The 17,265-nt window shown below is 71.4% G+C and carries 15 protein-coding genes and 1 pseudogene; all 16 read right to left on the bottom strand.

The annotated features are described in order from the left end of the window. Positions 1–30: 30 nt before the first annotated feature. Complete coding sequence (locus KGQ19_RS40190) at positions 31–573, bottom strand: CGNR zinc finger domain-containing protein (protein ID WP_212019305.1); 543 nt, start codon at positions 571–573, stop codon at positions 31–33. Between the two features lie 156 nt (positions 574–729). After that, entirely contained in the window at positions 730–1,029 is a 300-nt protein-coding gene (locus KGQ19_RS40185; protein ID WP_212019303.1) for an iron-sulfur cluster assembly accessory protein, read from the bottom strand. A gap of 152 nt (positions 1,030–1,181) precedes the next feature. Next, positions 1,182–2,705, bottom strand: coding sequence for an FAD-dependent oxidoreductase (locus KGQ19_RS40180; RefSeq protein WP_212019301.1), 1,524 nt, complete (start codon positions 2,703–2,705; stop codon positions 1,182–1,184). Between the two features lie 115 nt (positions 2,706–2,820). Further along, on the bottom strand, positions 2,821–2,979 hold the full coding sequence (locus KGQ19_RS40175; protein WP_194926674.1) for a hypothetical protein: 159 nt from the start codon (positions 2,977–2,979) through the stop codon (positions 2,821–2,823). Between the two features lie 96 nt (positions 2,980–3,075). Next, a complete protein-coding gene (locus tag KGQ19_RS40170) occupies positions 3,076–5,046 on the bottom strand; it encodes an eCIS core domain-containing protein (protein ID WP_212019299.1) in 1,971 nt (656 codons plus the stop codon). Between the two features lie 113 nt (positions 5,047–5,159). Then, positions 5,160–7,397, bottom strand: coding sequence for an AAA family ATPase (locus KGQ19_RS52335; RefSeq protein WP_212019298.1), 2,238 nt, complete (start codon positions 7,395–7,397; stop codon positions 5,160–5,162). Beyond that, a complete protein-coding gene (locus KGQ19_RS40160; protein ID WP_212019296.1) occupies positions 7,394–8,062 on the bottom strand; it encodes a Pvc16 family protein in 669 nt (222 codons plus the stop codon). Before KGQ19_RS40160 ends, KGQ19_RS52335 begins: the two co-directional genes overlap by 4 nt. A 160-nt stretch (positions 8,063–8,222) precedes the next feature. Beyond that, on the bottom strand, positions 8,223–8,849 hold the full coding sequence (locus KGQ19_RS52330; protein WP_212019294.1) for a helix-turn-helix transcriptional regulator: 627 nt from the start codon (positions 8,847–8,849) through the stop codon (positions 8,223–8,225). A 270-nt stretch (positions 8,850–9,119) separates the two neighbouring features. Then, on the bottom strand, positions 9,120–10,556 hold the full coding sequence (locus KGQ19_RS40150; RefSeq protein WP_212019292.1) for an NADase-type glycan-binding domain-containing protein: 1,437 nt from the start codon (positions 10,554–10,556) through the stop codon (positions 9,120–9,122). A 19-nt stretch (positions 10,557–10,575) separates the two neighbouring features. Then, on the bottom strand, positions 10,576–11,115 hold the full coding sequence (locus KGQ19_RS40145) for a phage tail protein (protein WP_212019290.1): 540 nt from the start codon (positions 11,113–11,115) through the stop codon (positions 10,576–10,578). After that, positions 11,112–13,082 (bottom strand): putative baseplate assembly protein, encoded by a 1,971-nt coding sequence (locus KGQ19_RS40140; RefSeq protein ID WP_212019288.1) that lies wholly within the window; start codon positions 13,080–13,082, stop codon positions 11,112–11,114. The genes KGQ19_RS40145 and KGQ19_RS40140 overlap by 4 nt, the downstream gene beginning before the upstream one ends. Position 13,083: 1 nt before the next feature. Beyond that, positions 13,084–13,521 (bottom strand): GPW/gp25 family protein, encoded by a 438-nt coding sequence (locus tag KGQ19_RS40135; RefSeq protein ID WP_212019286.1) that lies wholly within the window; start codon positions 13,519–13,521, stop codon positions 13,084–13,086. Positions 13,522–13,577: 56 nt separating this feature from the next. Continuing rightward, positions 13,578–15,539 (bottom strand): VgrG-related protein, encoded by a 1,962-nt coding sequence (locus KGQ19_RS40130; RefSeq protein WP_212019284.1) that lies wholly within the window; start codon positions 15,537–15,539, stop codon positions 13,578–13,580. A 4-nt stretch (positions 15,540–15,543) separates the two neighbouring features. Beyond that, positions 15,544–16,257: a CIS tube protein gene (locus tag KGQ19_RS40125; protein ID WP_212019282.1), complete on the bottom strand. Its 714-nt coding sequence runs from the start codon at positions 16,255–16,257 to the stop codon at positions 15,544–15,546. A gap of 6 nt (positions 16,258–16,263) precedes the next feature. Continuing rightward, positions 16,264–16,698, bottom strand: coding sequence for a phage tail protein (locus KGQ19_RS40120; protein WP_212019280.1), 435 nt, complete (start codon positions 16,696–16,698; stop codon positions 16,264–16,266). A 66-nt stretch (positions 16,699–16,764) separates the two neighbouring features. Next, positions 16,765–17,265: pseudogene (locus KGQ19_RS40115) on the bottom strand (hypothetical protein); the annotation flags it as partial.

The raw sequence follows: 17,265 nt of genomic DNA, 5'->3' as shown, positions 1-17,265 counted from the left end.
TGATGTGTATAAGAGACAGGGGGTAAATGGTTAACAATCCCCGCGCTTGCGAGCCCGGTAAGCAGCCACGTTCGCCCGTGTCGCGCACCGGTCCGAGCAGTACCGCCGGGAACTGTTCGTCGTCGTGTCCACGAACACCGCCCGGCAGGGCAGCGCGTCGCACAGCCCCAGCCGCTCCGGCCCGCGCTCGGCGATCGTGTACGCCAGGCCGAACGCCGCCCCGGTCACGTACGACCGCGCCGGCCCCTGCGGCTCGTCGCTGAGGTGCAGGTGCCAGCCGGTGGTGTGGTCGCTGATCGAGGCTGAGACCGGGAAGTCGCCCAGCAGCTTGTTCAGGGCGTCGGTGGCCCGTTCGACCCGGCCGGTGGCCGCGAGTTCGAAGACGCGCCGCAGGCGGGGGCGAGCCTCGCGCAGTTCCTGCAGGCCCGCCTCGGCCACTGTGTGGGACACGCGCCAGCCGTCGGGCAGGAGGCGGCAGACGTCGTCGCCGCATTGCAGGTGGTCCTGGCCCGCGCCGTGGTCGTCGGTGTTCACCAGGGCCACTGCGCGGTCGGCATAGGTGAGGAGCTTCATGGGTGCCCGTTGCCCAGGAAGCGGTGGTCGAATCAATACCGACGAATCGGGTGATTCCGATGATGAGCGACCGGCAGGCTTCGCCCGAACCCGAACCCGAACCCGAACCCGAGCCCGAGCCCGGACCTGAGCCCGAGCGCGAGCCGAGCCCGAGCGCTAAGCCCCCGGCCCCACCACGAACTTGACGCTCCCGTCGGTGTCCACCGTCGCGTCCAGCTCCCGTCCGTCCAGGACGTGGGCGGCGGTCGACTCCAGGAAGATGCGGGCCGGGCCGGACTCCACCACCTCGTCCCCGGCGTCGGGGCCGGTGGCCAGGGACGCCGAGAACTGGTCCTGGTTGCCGTTCAGGCTCGGGTCGGCCGCGACGATGCGCAGCCCGGCGGTGTCCGGTGGGAGTTCGGAGCGGGAAGTCAGGACCTGAATGGCCGCCGCGGCCCGATCGGTGAGAGACAGCACGACATCCTCCAGGTGATGACGCTGGGGTGGCTCCATGGATCCATGGGTTCCCCCTTGGTTACCCGATCGCGTGGGGTCAAACGTCGCGGATCGGGGCGGGCCGGGGCGAGCGGGCGAAGCGAGCGGGCTGAGCGAGCCGTGCTCTGTGCCGGTCACTCGGCGGCGGTCAAGGCGAGATAGGCGCGCGCCGGGGCCAACGGCGCAGCCGCCGGCCCTTGCAAAAGGGCGCCGTCGGTGGCGAAGCGCGAGCCGTGGCAGGGGCACTCCCAGGTCTTCTCCGCGTCGTTGAACTCGACCGTGCACCCCTGGTGCGGACACAGCGCCGACACCAGGTGCAGCAGCCCGCTGGCGTCCCGGTGCGCGGCACAGTGCTCGCCGCCGACGTCCACCACGGCGCCGTCCCCGGGCCGGATCGCGTCCAAGGCGTCCCGCTCGTCGCGCTCGACCCGGTGCCGTACGACCGAGCGGGCCGGGCCGTTCCAGTCGTCCTGGTCGTGGCCGTTCTTCTCCAGCCGCTCCGGTGCGAACGGGGCGGCCCACTCCGGAGGGCGCGCGCCCCGGATCCCGGCGGTGATGAGCCGGCCGGCCAGCGCGGCGTTGGTCGCGTCCCAGCCGCCGAAGCCGGTCGCGATCCACAACCGCCCCTGCTCCCCCGATGCCGGCCCGATCACCGGCAGCCGGTCATCGGTCTCATAGTCCTGAGCCGACCACCGGAACTCCACGCGCTCCAACCCGACCTTGCCGGCCGCCCACGCGCTCAGCCGCCGGAAACGCTCCTGCACGCTGCCGGACCCCGCCTCGTACCGCTCCCCCGCGACGACGACCATCCGCTGCCGGTCATCAAGCGGCGCGCTACGGATCGTGGCCGCCGGCTCCCCGACCGCCACATACATCCCCTCCGGCGCCCGCTCCGCCGGCACCGGCCCGGCCAGCAGCAGCTCGCGCCGGGGCCGCAGCGAGCGCCGCAGCACGGAGTCCGCCACGATCGGGAACCCGGTGGCGACCACCACCTGCTCGGCGGCGACCGACGCCCCGGTCTCGGTCATGACGACGCAGGGTTCTCCTTCGTCGACGGTGACCACCGGACTGTGTTCGTACACTGCCGACCCCCGCCGCACCAGGTCCTCGGCCAGCGCCGTCAGCAGCTTGCGCGGGTGGAACTGGAGCTGGTCCACGACGTGCAGCGCGCCGGCGACGGTGAACGAGAGCCCGGTGGCAGCGCCGTAGACCGCGGGGATGTCGGCCTGGAGCGCGGCGGCCCACTCCTCGTGCAGCTGCGGCAGGGACTGCTCGTCGGCCGCGTAGACGTAGGACGGACGCCGCTCCAGTTCGCAGTCGGCGCCTAGCCGGTCGGCCACTTCGGCGATGCGCTCTACCGCGTGCTTCTGGGCCTGGGCATAGCAGCGTGCCGCTTCGGGCCCGGCGGCGTGGGCGATCCGGCTGTAGGCCAGTGCCTGGATCACCGAGGCCTGACCGGCCGCGCCGCCTTTGGCCGCCTCGGCGATCCGCCCGGCCTCCAAGACGGCGACCCGGCGGCCGGTCCGCGCCAGCTCCCAGGCCGTCCACAACCCGGCGGCGCCGCCGCCGATGACCGCGACGTCGGCTCTGCCCCGGCCGTCCAACCTCGGGTAGCCGGTCACGCCGTTGTTGAACGTCCAGTAAGCCTCGTCGGTCATGGACGCCGGGTAACCGACCTGACGAGCTTGAAACCCCGTTCACCCACATAGCGGCCAAAGGGGTATCCGCGCATTCCTGCCCGGCCAGCCGGCGGCCCGCAGATTTCTCGCCCGGTCAGCGCTTGCGCAGAGTATCGACGCTGACCGCCATGAGCAAAAGCGTGATGATGACCAGCATGCCGTTGCCGGCCTGAATGGCACCGACCATCAAGAGGCCACCGGCGATGAAAACCATTAGCATGAGGCCCGAAGGGCGTCCCTTTGAGGCTGCCACGGCGGCCTCCTTCCGGTCGAGACCGACAGGCGCACATCCTGTCGATTACGACCCTAACCGCGTGGCCGCGAACGCACTGTTCGAACGGCCCCGGGCTCAGGTTGAGGCAAGCCTGTCCTTAATCTTCGCCACGGCCTTGTCCGCCGGCATTTTCAGCAGCTCTTCCGGCTTCAGCCTCAGGGCCTTGACCAGCTCTTCGGCCACGGACTTGTTGACGTCGAACTGGGAAGTGAGGGCCTGGAACAGCGTCGCAGCGGCCTGATCCCGCGTGCTGTCGGCCTTGGGCTTCCAGACCTGCATGGCCTCGAGGTAGATCTTCCACCCCGACTTCTGGTCGGCATCCGGGGCCTGCCGCAGATGCTTGAGGTTGGCGCGGACCTTGTTGACCAGCTTCCAGGTCAGCACGCCGGTGGTGATCAGACCGACGACGCCGGCGATCGCCCAGCCGGCGATCGGGATCGCGCCGGCGGACAGGCCCAGGACGACGGCCACGATCGACAGCGCGCCGGCCGGGATGCCCAGCGTTCCGGCCGCCGCCGCCAGAATGCTGCGGACCCTCTTGCGCCCGCTCTTGCGGACGGCGAGGTCCTTGGCGGTGTGCAGGTTCGCCATCTCGCGGCATTCGGCGATGTTCTCCTGGATCGCCATCTTCGCCACGTCGTACTGGGCGTTGCAGGTGGCCAGCCGCTCGTCGTGGCGGGCCTTCAGCGCCAGTTCCGTGGCCTTGTCGGCGCTCGCGGGCATCTTGCGACGATCCAGCTTGTGCTGCGCCTTCAGGTTCTCCACCAGCAACGTGTGGTTGCTGTCGAGCTTGCTCTCCAGGCCCTGGAACTCCGCGAGCAGGTTGTCCTGCGCCGGCAGGGGCGCCTTCTCCAGCTTCTTCTTCTGGTGGTCAGCGTGGACGGCGTCCACGGTGCCCTTGATGGCGCCGTACAGGCCGGTGAAGATACCCGCGCCACCGCCGGCCACGCCCGGCCCCACCGTCCCGGTGATGGTGCCGACCCCGCCGGCGACCCCGCCGCCCACCGCCGAGGTGTTCGACGCGGTCTCCGCCAACGCCTTCTCGAACTGCTTGCGGGCCTCGTGCCGCTCCTCCACGGAACCGTGGCGGGCGTGGATCCAGGCCGCGGCGGCCGTACTCACCTTGATCACGGAGACGGCCAGGTCCGGCACCGCCATCACCCCGCCGGCGATCCCGGCCGCGCCGACACCGGCGGCCTTGCCGAAGTCTCCCGGAGTGTTTCCGCCGGTGGCGAGTCCGCCGGCCATGAAGTCCGCGGTGGGCGGTGCGGTTGCGCCCACGACGTCCGCACCGTGCTTCACCGCCTCCTTGCCGCGCTCCAGCAAGCCGGTGGCACCGGCGCGCTGGACCTGGTCGGCGGCGGCCGGGCTGGCGGGGCTGCTGCTCGGGACCGCAGCACGCTGCACAGGGCTCTCGGCCCCGGCACCGGCCTGCGCGTTCGCCGACTCCGCGGCCAGCGGACTGCTCAACGCGCGCGTGGCGTTGGCCTCGGCCTCCCGCTCGAACCGGTCCGAGGGATCGGAGACCTTCAGACCGGAACCGTTGTCGGTCCCGGCGACCGGGCCGCGGCGCTGCTGGATGACGTGGGTGAGTTCGTGCGCCAGGGTGTGCTTGTCACCGCCGCCGTCGCCGATGACGACGTGGTTCCCGGAGGTGTAGGCGCGCGCCCCGATCTCGGCGGCCGAGCGCTGCGCGGCGCCGCCGGTGTGCAGCCGCACGTCGGAGAAGTCGGCGCCCAGCCGGCTCTCCATCTCGGCGCGCATCGGCGCGGCCAGCGGACTGCCCGGGGCTGACAGGACGGACTGGACCGAGGAGCGCTGCACCGGAGCGTCGCCGCCGTGGCCGCAGCCGGGGCCGTGCTCGTGGCCCTCCTGGGCGTGCGCGTCGCCGGCCTCGGCCAGCAACTGCACCACCGCGGCGTTCCCGATGCTGCGCTGCAAGGACAGCAGACCGGTCGGGTCGGTGGACGGCGCCGCGGCGGAGCGGGCCGGAGCCGACCGCGTACTACTCGCCTTACCGGCCTTGGCAGTGTCCTGATCGCGCATCCGATGCTCCATCCGGGAAAGGTGCTTCAGTTCTCAGTATGCTCACACCAACACGCTGGTCGGCGGTTCGTCACGACAGACGTTGAGGTTCACGCCCGGACCTCGCGGGCCGCTCAGAATTCCAGGCGTACCAGGTCCTCCTCGGACAGCCGGCCCATCTTGCGGTACTCCCGCCGCGCTCCGGTGAGCAGGTCCTCGGCACTCACCGCGCGTCCACCGGCCGCGGCCAGGTAGGCGGCTGTGGTGGCGGCCGCGCGGATCGCGCCCCCGGCGAGCTCGAAGCGGTCGGCGACCGGATCGACGGCCGAGCCGTCGGCGACGTCGGGATCGAGCGGGACCGGACCGGCCAGGCAGCGCCGCCACAGCGCCTTGCGCAGCGCGGCGTCCGGGAACGGGAAGTCGACGATCAGGTCGAAGCGGCGGGTGAAGGCGTCGTCGATGTTGGCGCGCAGGTTGGTGGTGAGCAGGGCGACGCCGTTGAAGGATTCCAGGCGCTGCAACAGATACGCGCTCTCCATGTTGGCGTAGCGGTCGTGGGCGTCCTTGGTCTCCGAGCGCTTGCCGAAGACCGCGTCCGCCTCATCGAACAAGATGACGGCGTCGACCCGATCCGCCTCGGCGAACAGGCGCTCCAGGTTCTTCTCGGTCTCGCCGACGTACTTGTCCACGAGCGCGCTGAGTTCGACCACGTACAGATCCAGCCCGAGCTCGCCGGCGACCACCTCGGCAGCCAGCGTCTTGCCGGTCCCGGACTCCCCCGCGAACAGCGCGGCCACACCCCGGCCACGACCACCGCCGGTACGCAGACCCCAGGCACCCAGGACGCGGTCCCGGTTGCGGACCCGATCCACAAGCTCCCGCAGCCGCGAGCCCTCCTGCTCGGGCAGGACCAGATCCGGCCAGCCGACCGCCGGCTCGACGTGCCGCACGCCCGGACCCATACCCCGGGCGTTCTCCTGCCGCGCGGCACGGCGGATGTGGGACTCGTCGGGCTGCCGTCCTTCCAACGCGGCCAGGGCACGCGCCGTTTCGGAGGCGCGGGCGATGCCGGTCGCGGTGAGGCGGAACGGCGCGACGGTAGCCTCCAGATCGGTGCCGGGCGCGAGCGGGCCGAGCTCGGCGCGCCAGCGTCCGATCCACTCCGGCGAGCCGCCGGCGGGCGATTCGACGTCGACGACCAGGGGCCGCACCGGCCACGCACCGGATTCGCGGCGGACTTCGCCGACCAGCAGCACCGGAACCCGGTCGGTGCAGAACGGGCCCGGGTCGATGGGCTCGGGCAGGAAGACGACGAGGCCGGCGCGGCGTAGGCGGGCCTCGCGGATCAGGGCGGGCACGATCTGGTCGGCGCGGGTCAGGAGCTGGTCGGTCAGGGTGATGCGCAGTGCCGGGCGGCCGGCAGCCGCGAAGAGCGCCACGGCCACGGCATCGGCGCTGCCCTTGCGCTGCTCGCGCAGCTGGACGAGGGTCGGTCCGGCGCGAAGGAGATCGACCAGGCCGGGGCGGCGCGCGATCTCGGCGAGAGTGGCACTGTCCGGCGCGGCGAAGGCGGATCCGGCCTCAAGGCCGGCGGCGGACTTCGCATCCCCCGGCAGGTCGGACTGAAGCGCGGGCTCCGCAAGGCGACTGGCGCTGTCGGATCGCGCGTGGTCCAGTTCAGGCCGAAGTGAGGGCTCGGCTCGTGGCGCCGGTACCTCAATAGCCTGAATCAACCCGTGCAGCAGATCATCCGGCGTATCGTCGCCGAGCAGATGCGCCACCACCCGATCCGGCACCCGCAGCCCGCGCGAGAGCAGCGGCCGATCGGCGTCCTCCAGTTCCAGCAGCCCGCCGTCGGCCAGCGGCGCCCCGGCCCCGAACCGGGCGCGCGCCGCCGGGTCCCATGCCTCGTAGCCGCACAGGTCCAGCGCCAGCCCGACCGTCGCGCGCCGGCGTGTCACGTCATCGTTCAGATAGCCGTAGCAGGACTCGAAGACCCGGTCCAGGTCCGGCGCGAGCGCCAGCACCAGCACCGCCACATCGAATCCGGTCAGCCCGAAGGTCTCGGCCAGCTCCGCCAGCCGCGGCCACCGGTCCGCCGAGGCCAGTACTTGTCCGCGGACCGGGTCGGCGGACAGCAGCCAGCCGACGTGGTCCGCCGACAGACGCAGGCCGCGCAGCGGGTCGTCGGCGTTCGGATCGGTGGCCGAGCGGGCGTCTATCAGGGCCCGTACTTGCTCCAGGAGCAGGTCCAGGCAGCGTCGGGCCGCCGCGGCGTCTACTGGGATGTCGGCTGGGATGCCGCCCGGGATGCTGCCTGGGATGTCAACTGGGACACCGGCTGGGGCATCGACTGGGCCCTCGCCGCTCACTGTTCGGTCTTCTTGCGCTCGATCGTGCGCTCACGCTTGCCGTTCTCGATCTTGCCGTACCGGCGCAGCCGCAACGGCGCCTCGGTCTCCGGCTCGTCAAGGCGGTGGCTGCGGATACCGGCGCCTTCGGTGACCGCGGGCCCGACCGGATACTCCGGTCCCACCGGGTACGGGGCGGTGATCACCAGGTCCAGTGAGGGCTTCAGGTCGCCGCCGAGGGCGGACCAGATGTCGGCGATGGAGCGTGATTCCTGCGGCGGGGCGGCCGGCGTCATCGGCACTTGCAGGCCGAGCGAGGACAGGAGACCGGGCCCCTCGGGGATGGGCAGGAAGTCCTGCCCGAGCAGACAGCCGAGCACCACGGCCAGCAGCCGGTGTTCGTCCTCGGCGCGCTTGGTCCAGGCGGTCACCAGATAGGACAGCCGGAAGTAGCGCGGGGGTTGGCGGCGGCGTACCACGATGCCCTGCTCGTCCCGGACCGCCACCACACCGCGCTCGCGTCGGGCCAGGTCCTCGCGGATGTCATAGAGGTAGGCGTCGACCGTGGGCGTGTTGCGGCGCGCGGCCCAGTCCCGGGTGGGTGCGTCGAAGGCGATCTCCACGCCCTTGTCCGGCAGGGAGGATCGCAGCAGGCCGCGAAGTGCCTCGTCAATTTCGGGGATCAAGCTCGGTTCTCTTCCAGTCCACTGGCGGGCCCACTTTTCGCCAGTTCATCCTGGCCGCCCGGCCGCGGCACCGACCAGGTGCGCGGGGACGGCGTGCGGGGCAGTGCCCGATGTCCGCACGGGCAGCGCGGGCCGCCCTCAGGTCCAGCGCGGGCAGCCCTCAAGTCCAGCGCAGGTAGCCCTCGCGGGCGGCGTGCGCGACCACGTGGGCCCGGTTGCGCAGTTCCAGCCGGGTCATCACGTCGTGCAGCACACCCTTGATGGTGCGCTCGGAATAGCACAGCTTGGCCGCTATCTCCTTGGTCTCCATGCCCTCGGAGACCAGGCGGATGACATCCACCTCGCGGCTGGACAAGCCCATCGGCAGCGGCTCGGTGCCGGCGCCGCGCGCCCGGCGGGCCCGGCCGACCTCGCCGAGCAGGCCGCCGAGCAGATCGGCGGGCAGGTCGCCGGCGCCCCGGTCGACCAGTTGGACGGCGCGCACCAGGCGCTCGCCGGTCGCCTCGCGGCGCCAGACCACCGCGGTCACGCCGAGCTCGACCACCTCCAGCAGCTGCGCCTTGTTCATCCGGCTCACCACCAGCACGGTGTAGGCGGGTTTCGGCGCCGCCGCGGGGCCGGCGGCCAGCAGCTCGCTGGCGTCGTCGGCGCACATGACGATCAGCGGGTCGCGGCCCGGGCCGTCCTGGGCCAGCAGCTCGATCTCGGGGCGGTGCTCCAGCAGGTTCACGATGCCGGCGCGCAACACCGGATCGGCGGCTTGCACCACAGTCTGGACACGTCGCACTGGACGTCCCCCCTCACACCCTCGCCGGTCCATGGCTCGCCGAAACCGGGGCGGCCTCGCTGCCGCCATCAGGTAGAACATCACGACGGCAGCCGGGAAACCAACACGCCTCAACGGGAAGGCATCGGAACGCACAGGTGAATGTCCATACCTTGACAGTAAATGACCAGGCAGGAAGAGTGCGAGCGAAAAGATTACGGAGTGCTGAGGATTATGAGGTTGACGGTAACCGGATCGGACCCGCAAGCCCCGCCCGGTTACCGGCAGATGTCAGTGGCGTGAATAGAACTCCAGCTCGGTGATGGCGGTCTCGGTCTGGTTCGCCTTCGCCGGGTCGACACCGGTCGGGTCGTAGGAGGAGGTGATGGTCAGCACCACCTGCCGGATGTCGTCGCCGCGCAGCTGGAGCTTCTGGAAGCCGGCCTGGTCGTCCAGGGTGAAGGTCTTCTTGACCGGATCGCCCTTGCCCGGCAACGGGATGAGCAGCGCGTCGACGGTCTCCGGCGCGCCCTGCGCCCCGAAGGTGTCGGTCGCCGTGCCGGCCCCCGGCGTGATCCCCATGTCCAGCAGGTTGGTCGGCTGGCTGAAGGTCACGGTGATGCTCACGCCGTTGCTGTTCTGCGGCGAGAACCCGCTGCCCCACCAGGTGTCGGAGTAGGTGTCGTGCAGCAGCTTGGCCGGGTGGTTCGGGTCCTGGTGCGAGGTGGCGACGGTCCAGTTCGAGATCTCGTTGGGCTTGGAGAAGTGGTCCCGCACGTTCGTGGAGACCGGCTTGTACTCCTGGACCACCACGACGATCACCACGATCAGCACCACGCCCCACACCGCCGGGCGGATCGCCTGGCCGGGACCGCGGCGCAGCCGGGGCCGCTGGCCGGCGAACGGCAGCGGCCGGTTGCGCCAGAAGAAGATCAGGCGCCGCCACCACGACGGCCGCTTGGCCTCCACCGGCGCGTAGGCCAGGCGCTGGCCGCACTTACGGCAGAAGTGGCGCTCGGGCGGGTTGCGGGTGGCGCACCACTGGCACTGGATGCCGGCGTCGAGTTCGGCCAGTCCTTCGGACCGGTTGCGCTGCGGGGCGATGGGATCGGGCACGCCGGGCAGCACCGGGACGATGCCGGCCGGCGCCGACTGGTCGGCGACCGGGACCAGCAGGGCCCGGGCCCGTTCGGCGTTCTCGGCTTCGGCCCGGCGCGCCGCGGCCCGCTCGGCTTCGGCGCGCTCGGCTTCGATCCGCTCGGATTCGGCCCACTTGGCCGCGGCGCGCTCGGCCGCGTCACGCTCGGGATCGGCGCGCCCGTTTCGGGGCAGCGGCACCGTGCCCGAGACGTCGCCGGACCGCGGCTCCGACCCGGCGGCGGCCGACGCGATCGGCTCTGACGCGATCGAGTCCGGCACGTTCGAGTCCGGCGCGATCGATTCCGGCGCGGCGGCCGCGATCCGGTCGGCGAAGGACCCGGCCTGGTTCACCAGCGTGTCCTTCGGGCCCGGCCCGGCAGTGGCGACCAAGCTCGGGCTGTCGCTGCGGCTGTGGCTGTCGCTGTGGCTCGACACCGGCTCGTCGGCGTCCGACTCCTCGAACGCCGCCGGAGCGGCCGGGGCCGGCTTGGCCCGGCTCAACGCCGCACCACAGCTCTCGCAGAACGCCTCCCGCTGCTCGCGCGCACCGCAGTCGGGGCAAATCAGCTCACTGTATTCGGTGGACATCGGAGCGAAACGCTACCTTTCAGGATTTCTCGACGATGACGGAATACGGGACGTGCGCCGGACGCACCGAGGCCACCAGCGCCCGCAGCCGGTCCAGATCGACCGCGCGCGCCTGCTTGGCGGTGAGCCGCACCTCAAGCCGCGGCTGGGCGTCCCCGGGCAACGGCCCGAGCGGGCGCGCCGACCAGGACATGCCCCCGCTCTCGGTGATCTCCGGCTCGATGCCGAAGCCGAGCCGGACCGCCTCGGCCAGGCCGTGCAGGGTGCCCCGGTGCCGGTGCATCGCGGCCGCTCCCGCGACGGCCGCGCGCAGGGACTCGTCGGACTCGTCCCCGGACAACTCGGCGCCGACCCAGGTGCCCAGCCAGGCCACGAAGTCCGACGGCGCGAGCTCGGGCCGCAGGTAGGCGGCGAGGTTGTCCAGCACCGAGAGCAACGGCGAGAACAGATCGTCCAGCCCGCCGACGAACCGCTGCGCGAAATCGTCGTCGGCATAGACGCTGGGCAGCTGCTCGCCGAGCGGGAAGGGGCTGTTGAGCCCGTCTACCGCGCCCCTCATCCGCCGACCACCTTCACCCGGTGGTCATAGGAGAACACCAGCGCCGAGGGGTCCAGCTCGATCCGCTCGGCGGCGTCGCCGCGCTTGCCGGTCAGCGGGTCGGCCGGGTGCAGCCGGACCTCGTCGACCATCTCCACCCCCGGCACCCGCTGCAACACCGCGTACAGCTCACCGGAGTGCACGGCGCGGCCGAACGGCCAGCCCTCGCCGGTCGGACCGCCGGTCAGCGGGTCGAGGTAGGAATACAGGGCGTTGACGGCGCCGGTGCGGACCAGGTCGGTCTCGGCCCCGCGGAACGCGTGCAGCGTCACGGCGGCGGTGACGCCCTGGTAGTACGGCGGGCCGACGGCCAGCCGGGTGCCGATCGGCCGGCGCTCGTCCAGGTAGGCGGCGATCCGGCTGAGCAACTCGTCGCCCGGGACCAGCTGCTCGAAGCGCAGCACGCCGCCGACGTCCGGCACCGCCTGCGGCACGACCAGCAGCCGGACCGCGCCGAGCCCGACCTCCTTGCCGCCGATCTTGGTCTGCTCATCGACCGGCAGGCAGTGGATGCGCGCGGCTTCCGGGGCCGCGCGCCGGGTGAGTTCTTCGTAGTCCCGGACGGTCACCGCGCGGTCCTGGGCCCGCAGCGAGATCGGCGCCCGCACCTTCGCCTCGGCCACCGACTCCCCGTCCACTCCCCCGCGCGCCGCTTCGCGGTTCTCCACCCGCGACACGTAAGGGATCGAGGTTCGCAGCACACTGAGAGCGCCGCGCGCCACGTTCCCGGACCGGCCGCCGCCGATCCGGTAGGCGGCGGCCCGGATCCGCACGCCCTTGAGCGGGACCATGCCGTACTGCCGGACGCCGCCGTCGGGCTGGCGCAGCGCCGGGCCGAAGGCGAGCTCGCCGGTCACCGGGTCGAGCTGGAAGTGCCGATCCTCCGGGCTGGAGCCGGCGAAGGTGTCGACCAGCTGCCAGCGGTCCCAGCCCTCGCCGTCGGAGGTCTCCAGCTGGAGCATCGGGTCGTCGACCGCGACCGGGGTCCGGGAGAGCCGGAACCGCTGGCCGGCCACGCCGGAGGACTCGCCGATTTCCTCGTCGCGGACGGTCTCGGCGTGCACGGCGCGCACGGTGCCGCCCATCGTGCGGGCCGCCGCCGAGCGCAGCGTCGGGCTGACGGCGTAGAACGGCTGCGCGGGCCGCGGCTCCAGGACCCGGCAGCGCAGCCACGCCGCCTCGACCCCGGCCAACCGGGAGACGATGTGCCGGGACGGGACGTGCAGCGCCACGTCGCCGGGCCGGTTCAGACCGCCGGTGTCGTCGGAGTCCACTTCGCACGGCACCCAGCCGTCCGCCGACCAGGCCTCCCAGACCAGCGGCGGCTGGCGCGGGTCCACGCCGACACCGTCGACGCGGCTGCTCAGCCGCAGCACCGCCACGCAGGAGGGCACCGGCGCGGACAGGCCGAAGTACAGCGCGTCGCCGGGAGCCGGGGCCGGGGAGAAGGCCGCCACGTCCTTGCCGTCCATGACGTCCACGGTGCGGTCGGTGGGGCTGGCGCCGTTGTTCTGCACCACGACCGCGGTCAGCGAACACGGCACGATCCGCAGCTGCTCGGCGGTGCCGAAGACCAGCGCCTCCTCGGACTCGGTGCGCAGCGTGGCGATCTCCGAGCCGGGCGGCACCAGCACCGTGTTCGGCTGGGGGGCGGACAGGCGGAAGGTGACCTCGGCGCGCGCCGGGGCCGGCGGGAACCGGTTGATGCCCAGCAGGTCCAGGAACGCCAGGTAGTTCTTGTCCGGGACCCGGTTCAGCCGGTAGACCAGCTGGTCGGCCATGTAGGCCACGGCCTCGATGAGCGTCACGCCCGGGTCGGACACGTTGTGGTCGGTCCATTCCGGGCACCGCTGCTGGACGTACCGCTTGGCATCGTCCACGAACTGCTGGAACCGGCGGTCGTCGAGGTTCGGCGAGGGCAAAGCCATGTCAGGCTGCTTCCGTATCTGTCGCTGGCGCGGACCCTGGTCCGTCGTGGTCGGGGATGACGTAGAAGGGGAAGACCAGGGACCGCGGGTTGTTGGTGCCGCGCAGTTGGTAGTGCACGTCGATGTACAGCACGGTGGGGCGGTCGGGATCCACGGTGACCTGGACGCTGGTCACCGAGATGCGCGGCTCCCACCGGTCCAGGCTGGAGCGCACCTCGTGCTGGATACGGCCCACGGTCTTGTCGTTGACCGGGGCGAACACCAGGTCGTGCACGGCGCAGCCGAACTCCGGCCGCATCGGCCGCTCCCCCGGCGCGGTGGCCAGCACCAGGCGCATGGCCTCCTCGATCTCCTGGTCGTGGGAGACCAGGCCGATCCGGCCGCCGGCGTCCACGCGCATCGGGAAGCCCCAGCCGGAGCCGACGAATCGCTCACCCATGACGGATCAGCCCCCTGAGGGACGGGATCGGACGTCGCATGATCGCAAGCCTCATCTCAGATCGCCAGAATCTGCTGGCCGTCCAGCGTGCCCTCGCCGACGATGGCGACGTTGCCGGTCAGCGTGATCTCGGCGGCCTCCACCGACACCGAGGCGCCGGTGAAGTTGATCTCGGCGGACTCCACGGTGGTGGCCGCCGCGGCGATGTTCAGCTCCGGGGCCTTGAGCGACATGGCGGCCCCGGCGGTGATGCCGACCTCGGTGGCACCCTCGATGTTCACCGTGCCCTCGGCGGTCAGGGTGATGGTGGCGGCGCCGGCGCGGATGGTCACCCCGCCGTCGGGGGCGTTGCTCTCGATGAGGATCGGGCCGCCCGAGTTCTGGATGGTGGTCCGGTGCTCCATCTTGTCCAGGTGGACGGTCTGTTTCTGGTCGTCGGTCAGGAGCTTGACCCCGGCGTTCATGGAGTACTCGTCGTCGAGCAGTTCCATCCGGTTGCCGCGCCGGGAGGACACGGCCAGCACGTTCGGGATGCCGTCCCTGGAGACCAGTTCGTGCACGGTGAGCTGGGTGGGCTTGTTCACCCCGTTGTACAGGCCGCCGATCACGTAGGGGTGGTCGAAGTCGCCGCGGTCGAAGGTGACCAGCACCTCGTCGTTGACGGCGTAGCCGATGAAGCTGCCGGCGCCCGGGGAGCCGGCCGGGATGTGGCCGCCGGCCCCGCCCGCGCCTTCCAGGCCGCCGTGCGCGCTGACGCCGCCGTGCTGCACGGTGCGAGCCCAGTCGCTGACGTAGTCGTCGTCGAGCCAGGGGAAGCGCAGCTTGACCCGGCCCATCTGCAACGGGTCGTGGATGTCGGTGACGATCGCGCTGACCACGCCGCTCATCCGGTGCCCGGTGCCGCCCGGACCGCCGGCGCCGCCGGAGGCCAGGCCGTACAGCGAGCGGAACTGGCGGCCGGTCATCGACACCCAGGTCTCGTAGGTGCCGTGCTCGAACAGGTGCCGGACGCCGGTGATGGTGTAGGCGCCGTCGAAGGGCGTGCCGGCCTTGGACAGCGTGACGGCCTTGTCCGGCAGCAGCTGCGGCGTGCCCCGGACCGCGACTTCGAGCTCTGCGAAAGACGAGGTGACGTCGGTGGCCAGCGACTTGGCCGCGGCGTCGGTCTCGGTCTGGCTGGTGTACGGCGTCCCGGTCTCGACCAGGGTGCCGGTCCCGAACGGCGTGGAGACCTGCGCCGGGCTCAGGCCGGCCAGCACGTCGGGGTTCTGGGCGGCCTGGGACCGGCCCACGACGGTCTGCTTGGCGACCATGTTCCAGCCCCGGGAGCTGACCGTGGAGACCTGGTCGGCGGCGGTGAAGCCGGAGCGGCAGCGCAGGGTGTTGGCACCGAACTCGAGCACGTACGGGCTCTTGTCGGCGCTCACCCCGGTCAGCGGCACCGCCTTGACCGGCGCGCGGAACTGCAGCTTGCCCATGTTGTCGAAGTACACGACCTTGCCGTAGCGCTCGGCCAGGCCCTGGACGAAGGTCCAGTCGTCGAGGTTGGGCTGGGAGATCTGCGAGTCCGGGGACGGCGGCACGGTGGACTCGATGGTGCCCGTGGCCACCCCGTGCTCACCGGCGATCTTGCGGACGATGTCCGAGGCGGACATGTTCTTGTAGACCGCGACCCGCCGCTTGCGCAGCAGCTTGAAGGCGTGGTCCATGCCGCGGATCACGGTGTAGAACTCGCCGCCGGAGTAGTCCGCCTCGACCCCGGTCACCTGCCCGGTGATCAGCGGCTGGTCCTCGCCGATCAGCCCGGCCACCGCGAACACCGTCACCGGCGCGCCGATCTTCAGCTGCGCGTTGTTGGACATCAGCAGCCGGGTCTTGTCCCGGAACGCGATGTGGAACGTCGAGGGCACGTTGAGGCTGGACTCCACCCAGCAGGAGTCCAGCGAGGCCTTCAACAGCCGGGGCAGCGCGCCGCCGATCTCGACCTTGGGAACCGAGGAGAAGGAGCCGAACGTCACCGGATCACCGCCGGACCTGGTCGGGCGCCGGGATCAGCAGCTCGGCGCCGGGCGAGAGCCGCATCGGGTCGTCGATCTCGTTGGCCTCGGCGATGGTCCGCCACGCGGTCGCGTCCCCGTACTCCGACCAGGCCATCGACTGCAGCGTGTCCCCGGAGCGCACCCGGTGCGAACGGTGCGCGGACAGCGCGCCGGAGGTCGGGTTCTGGCCCAGGGTGAGCGAGGGGATCTGGGTGATGGTCAGGTCGCAGGAGGCGCGCAGCGGGACGCCGGAGGGGTCGAAGTAGGTGTAGTTGGCGGAGATGTTCTGCACGTAGGCGTTGAAGCTGACGGTGGAGAAGCTGCCCCACTGGAAGAACACCCACGGCGTGGAGGGCTGGAACGCGGCGATCGACTGGTCGGTCACCTCACAGCACTTCAGCAGCGCCTCGACGTCGTCCTGCACCTTGGTGCCGGCCGGGGTCATCGAGGAGTCGAGGAAGAGCTGGAAGGTCAGCGTGTAGGGATCGGCGCCGCCGAAGCTGGGGATGCTGACGTACTTGAACAGCGGCAGCGGGGTGCTGCTCCAGTTCGCGCTCTTGGCCAGCGTCAGCGTCTCGGGGTTGAACTGGAAGTTGATCTCCCGCATCGTCCCGCCGGGCTCCAGCGCCGGGCCGATCGGCGGTTCCTTGATCGTGAGGGAGGCCTTGACGAGGCTGACTCCGGGCGAGGTGGCCATGGTGGATCACGCTCCCGATTCGGTGAAGCCGTGGTGGGCGATGACCAGCCGCTCGGTGGCCACGGTGTTGCTGCTCGGGTCCAGCGTCGGCCCGCTCCAGCTGACCGGCAGCACGTCCAGCAGGCCCCACTGCACGACCAGCGTCCCGTCGGCGCGCAGCGCGGCGATCTGCGCGGTCGGGCGCTGGATGCCGGTGGCGATGGAGGAGATCCAGGCCGCGATCTTGCTGCTGTCCGGGGTGAGCGGCCGGGTCAAGGTGATGTTGCCGTGGCTGACCCGGCCGGGCAGGAACGTGGTGTAGCCGTTGTTCCCGCCCTCCTTGTGCTGGTAGACCTCCACCTCGGCGGACAGGCCCTCGCACTGGTTGAACAGGCCCAGGTCCTGACCGTCGATGGTCAGCTTGAAGAACAGGCTGGACCCTGGGTCCGTGGGGGTGGTCATGTCGTTCGTCAGTCCTCTTCGTCATACGGGTGGTGCGGGCCGATGCGGCGGGGCGGAGGGCCCAAGTCAACGTCCTGAATCGCGCAACCGTCCCATCCGCTCGCGGTCCATACGCAGCTCGGTGCGCAGCAGGCGGGCCAGGGGCGCTACCAGCTTCTCGGCCAGCTGTTCCATCTCCTGGTGCTCGCCCCGGCCCTTGGTGCGGTGGCCGCCGGCGCCTCCGCCACGCGGACCGGAGCCCGATCCCGATTCGCCACTGCGGCGGGAGTTGAGCAAGGCGCCGACGACGGGGTTGGAGTCGGCGATCATGTCGATGCCGCGCTGCTTGGCCATCTGCCGCAGCTGGCTGGGGTCGCGCATGAGGCTGGCCGCGTCACGGATGTCGCTGAAGGTGCTGAACTGGTCGGCGACGGTGTCGTGGAAGTCCCCACGTTTGTTGTTGATCTGCTCGGCCGCTGTGTCCCGGAGGAACGAGGTCATGCCCGAGCGCTGGACGGGGGTGGTGAGCGGCGCAGGGGCTGTCGCCGGAGGCGGGGGGACGGCTGCCGGGCGGAAGGCCATGGGGAG

It is taken from the genome of Catenulispora pinistramenti, from assembly GCF_018274385.1.
Lineage (GTDB): Bacteria > Actinomycetota > Actinomycetes > Streptomycetales > Catenulisporaceae > Catenulispora > Catenulispora pinistramenti.
Note: the sequence above shows the minus strand (reverse complement) of the source record. Positions and strands in the feature narration are given on the sequence as shown.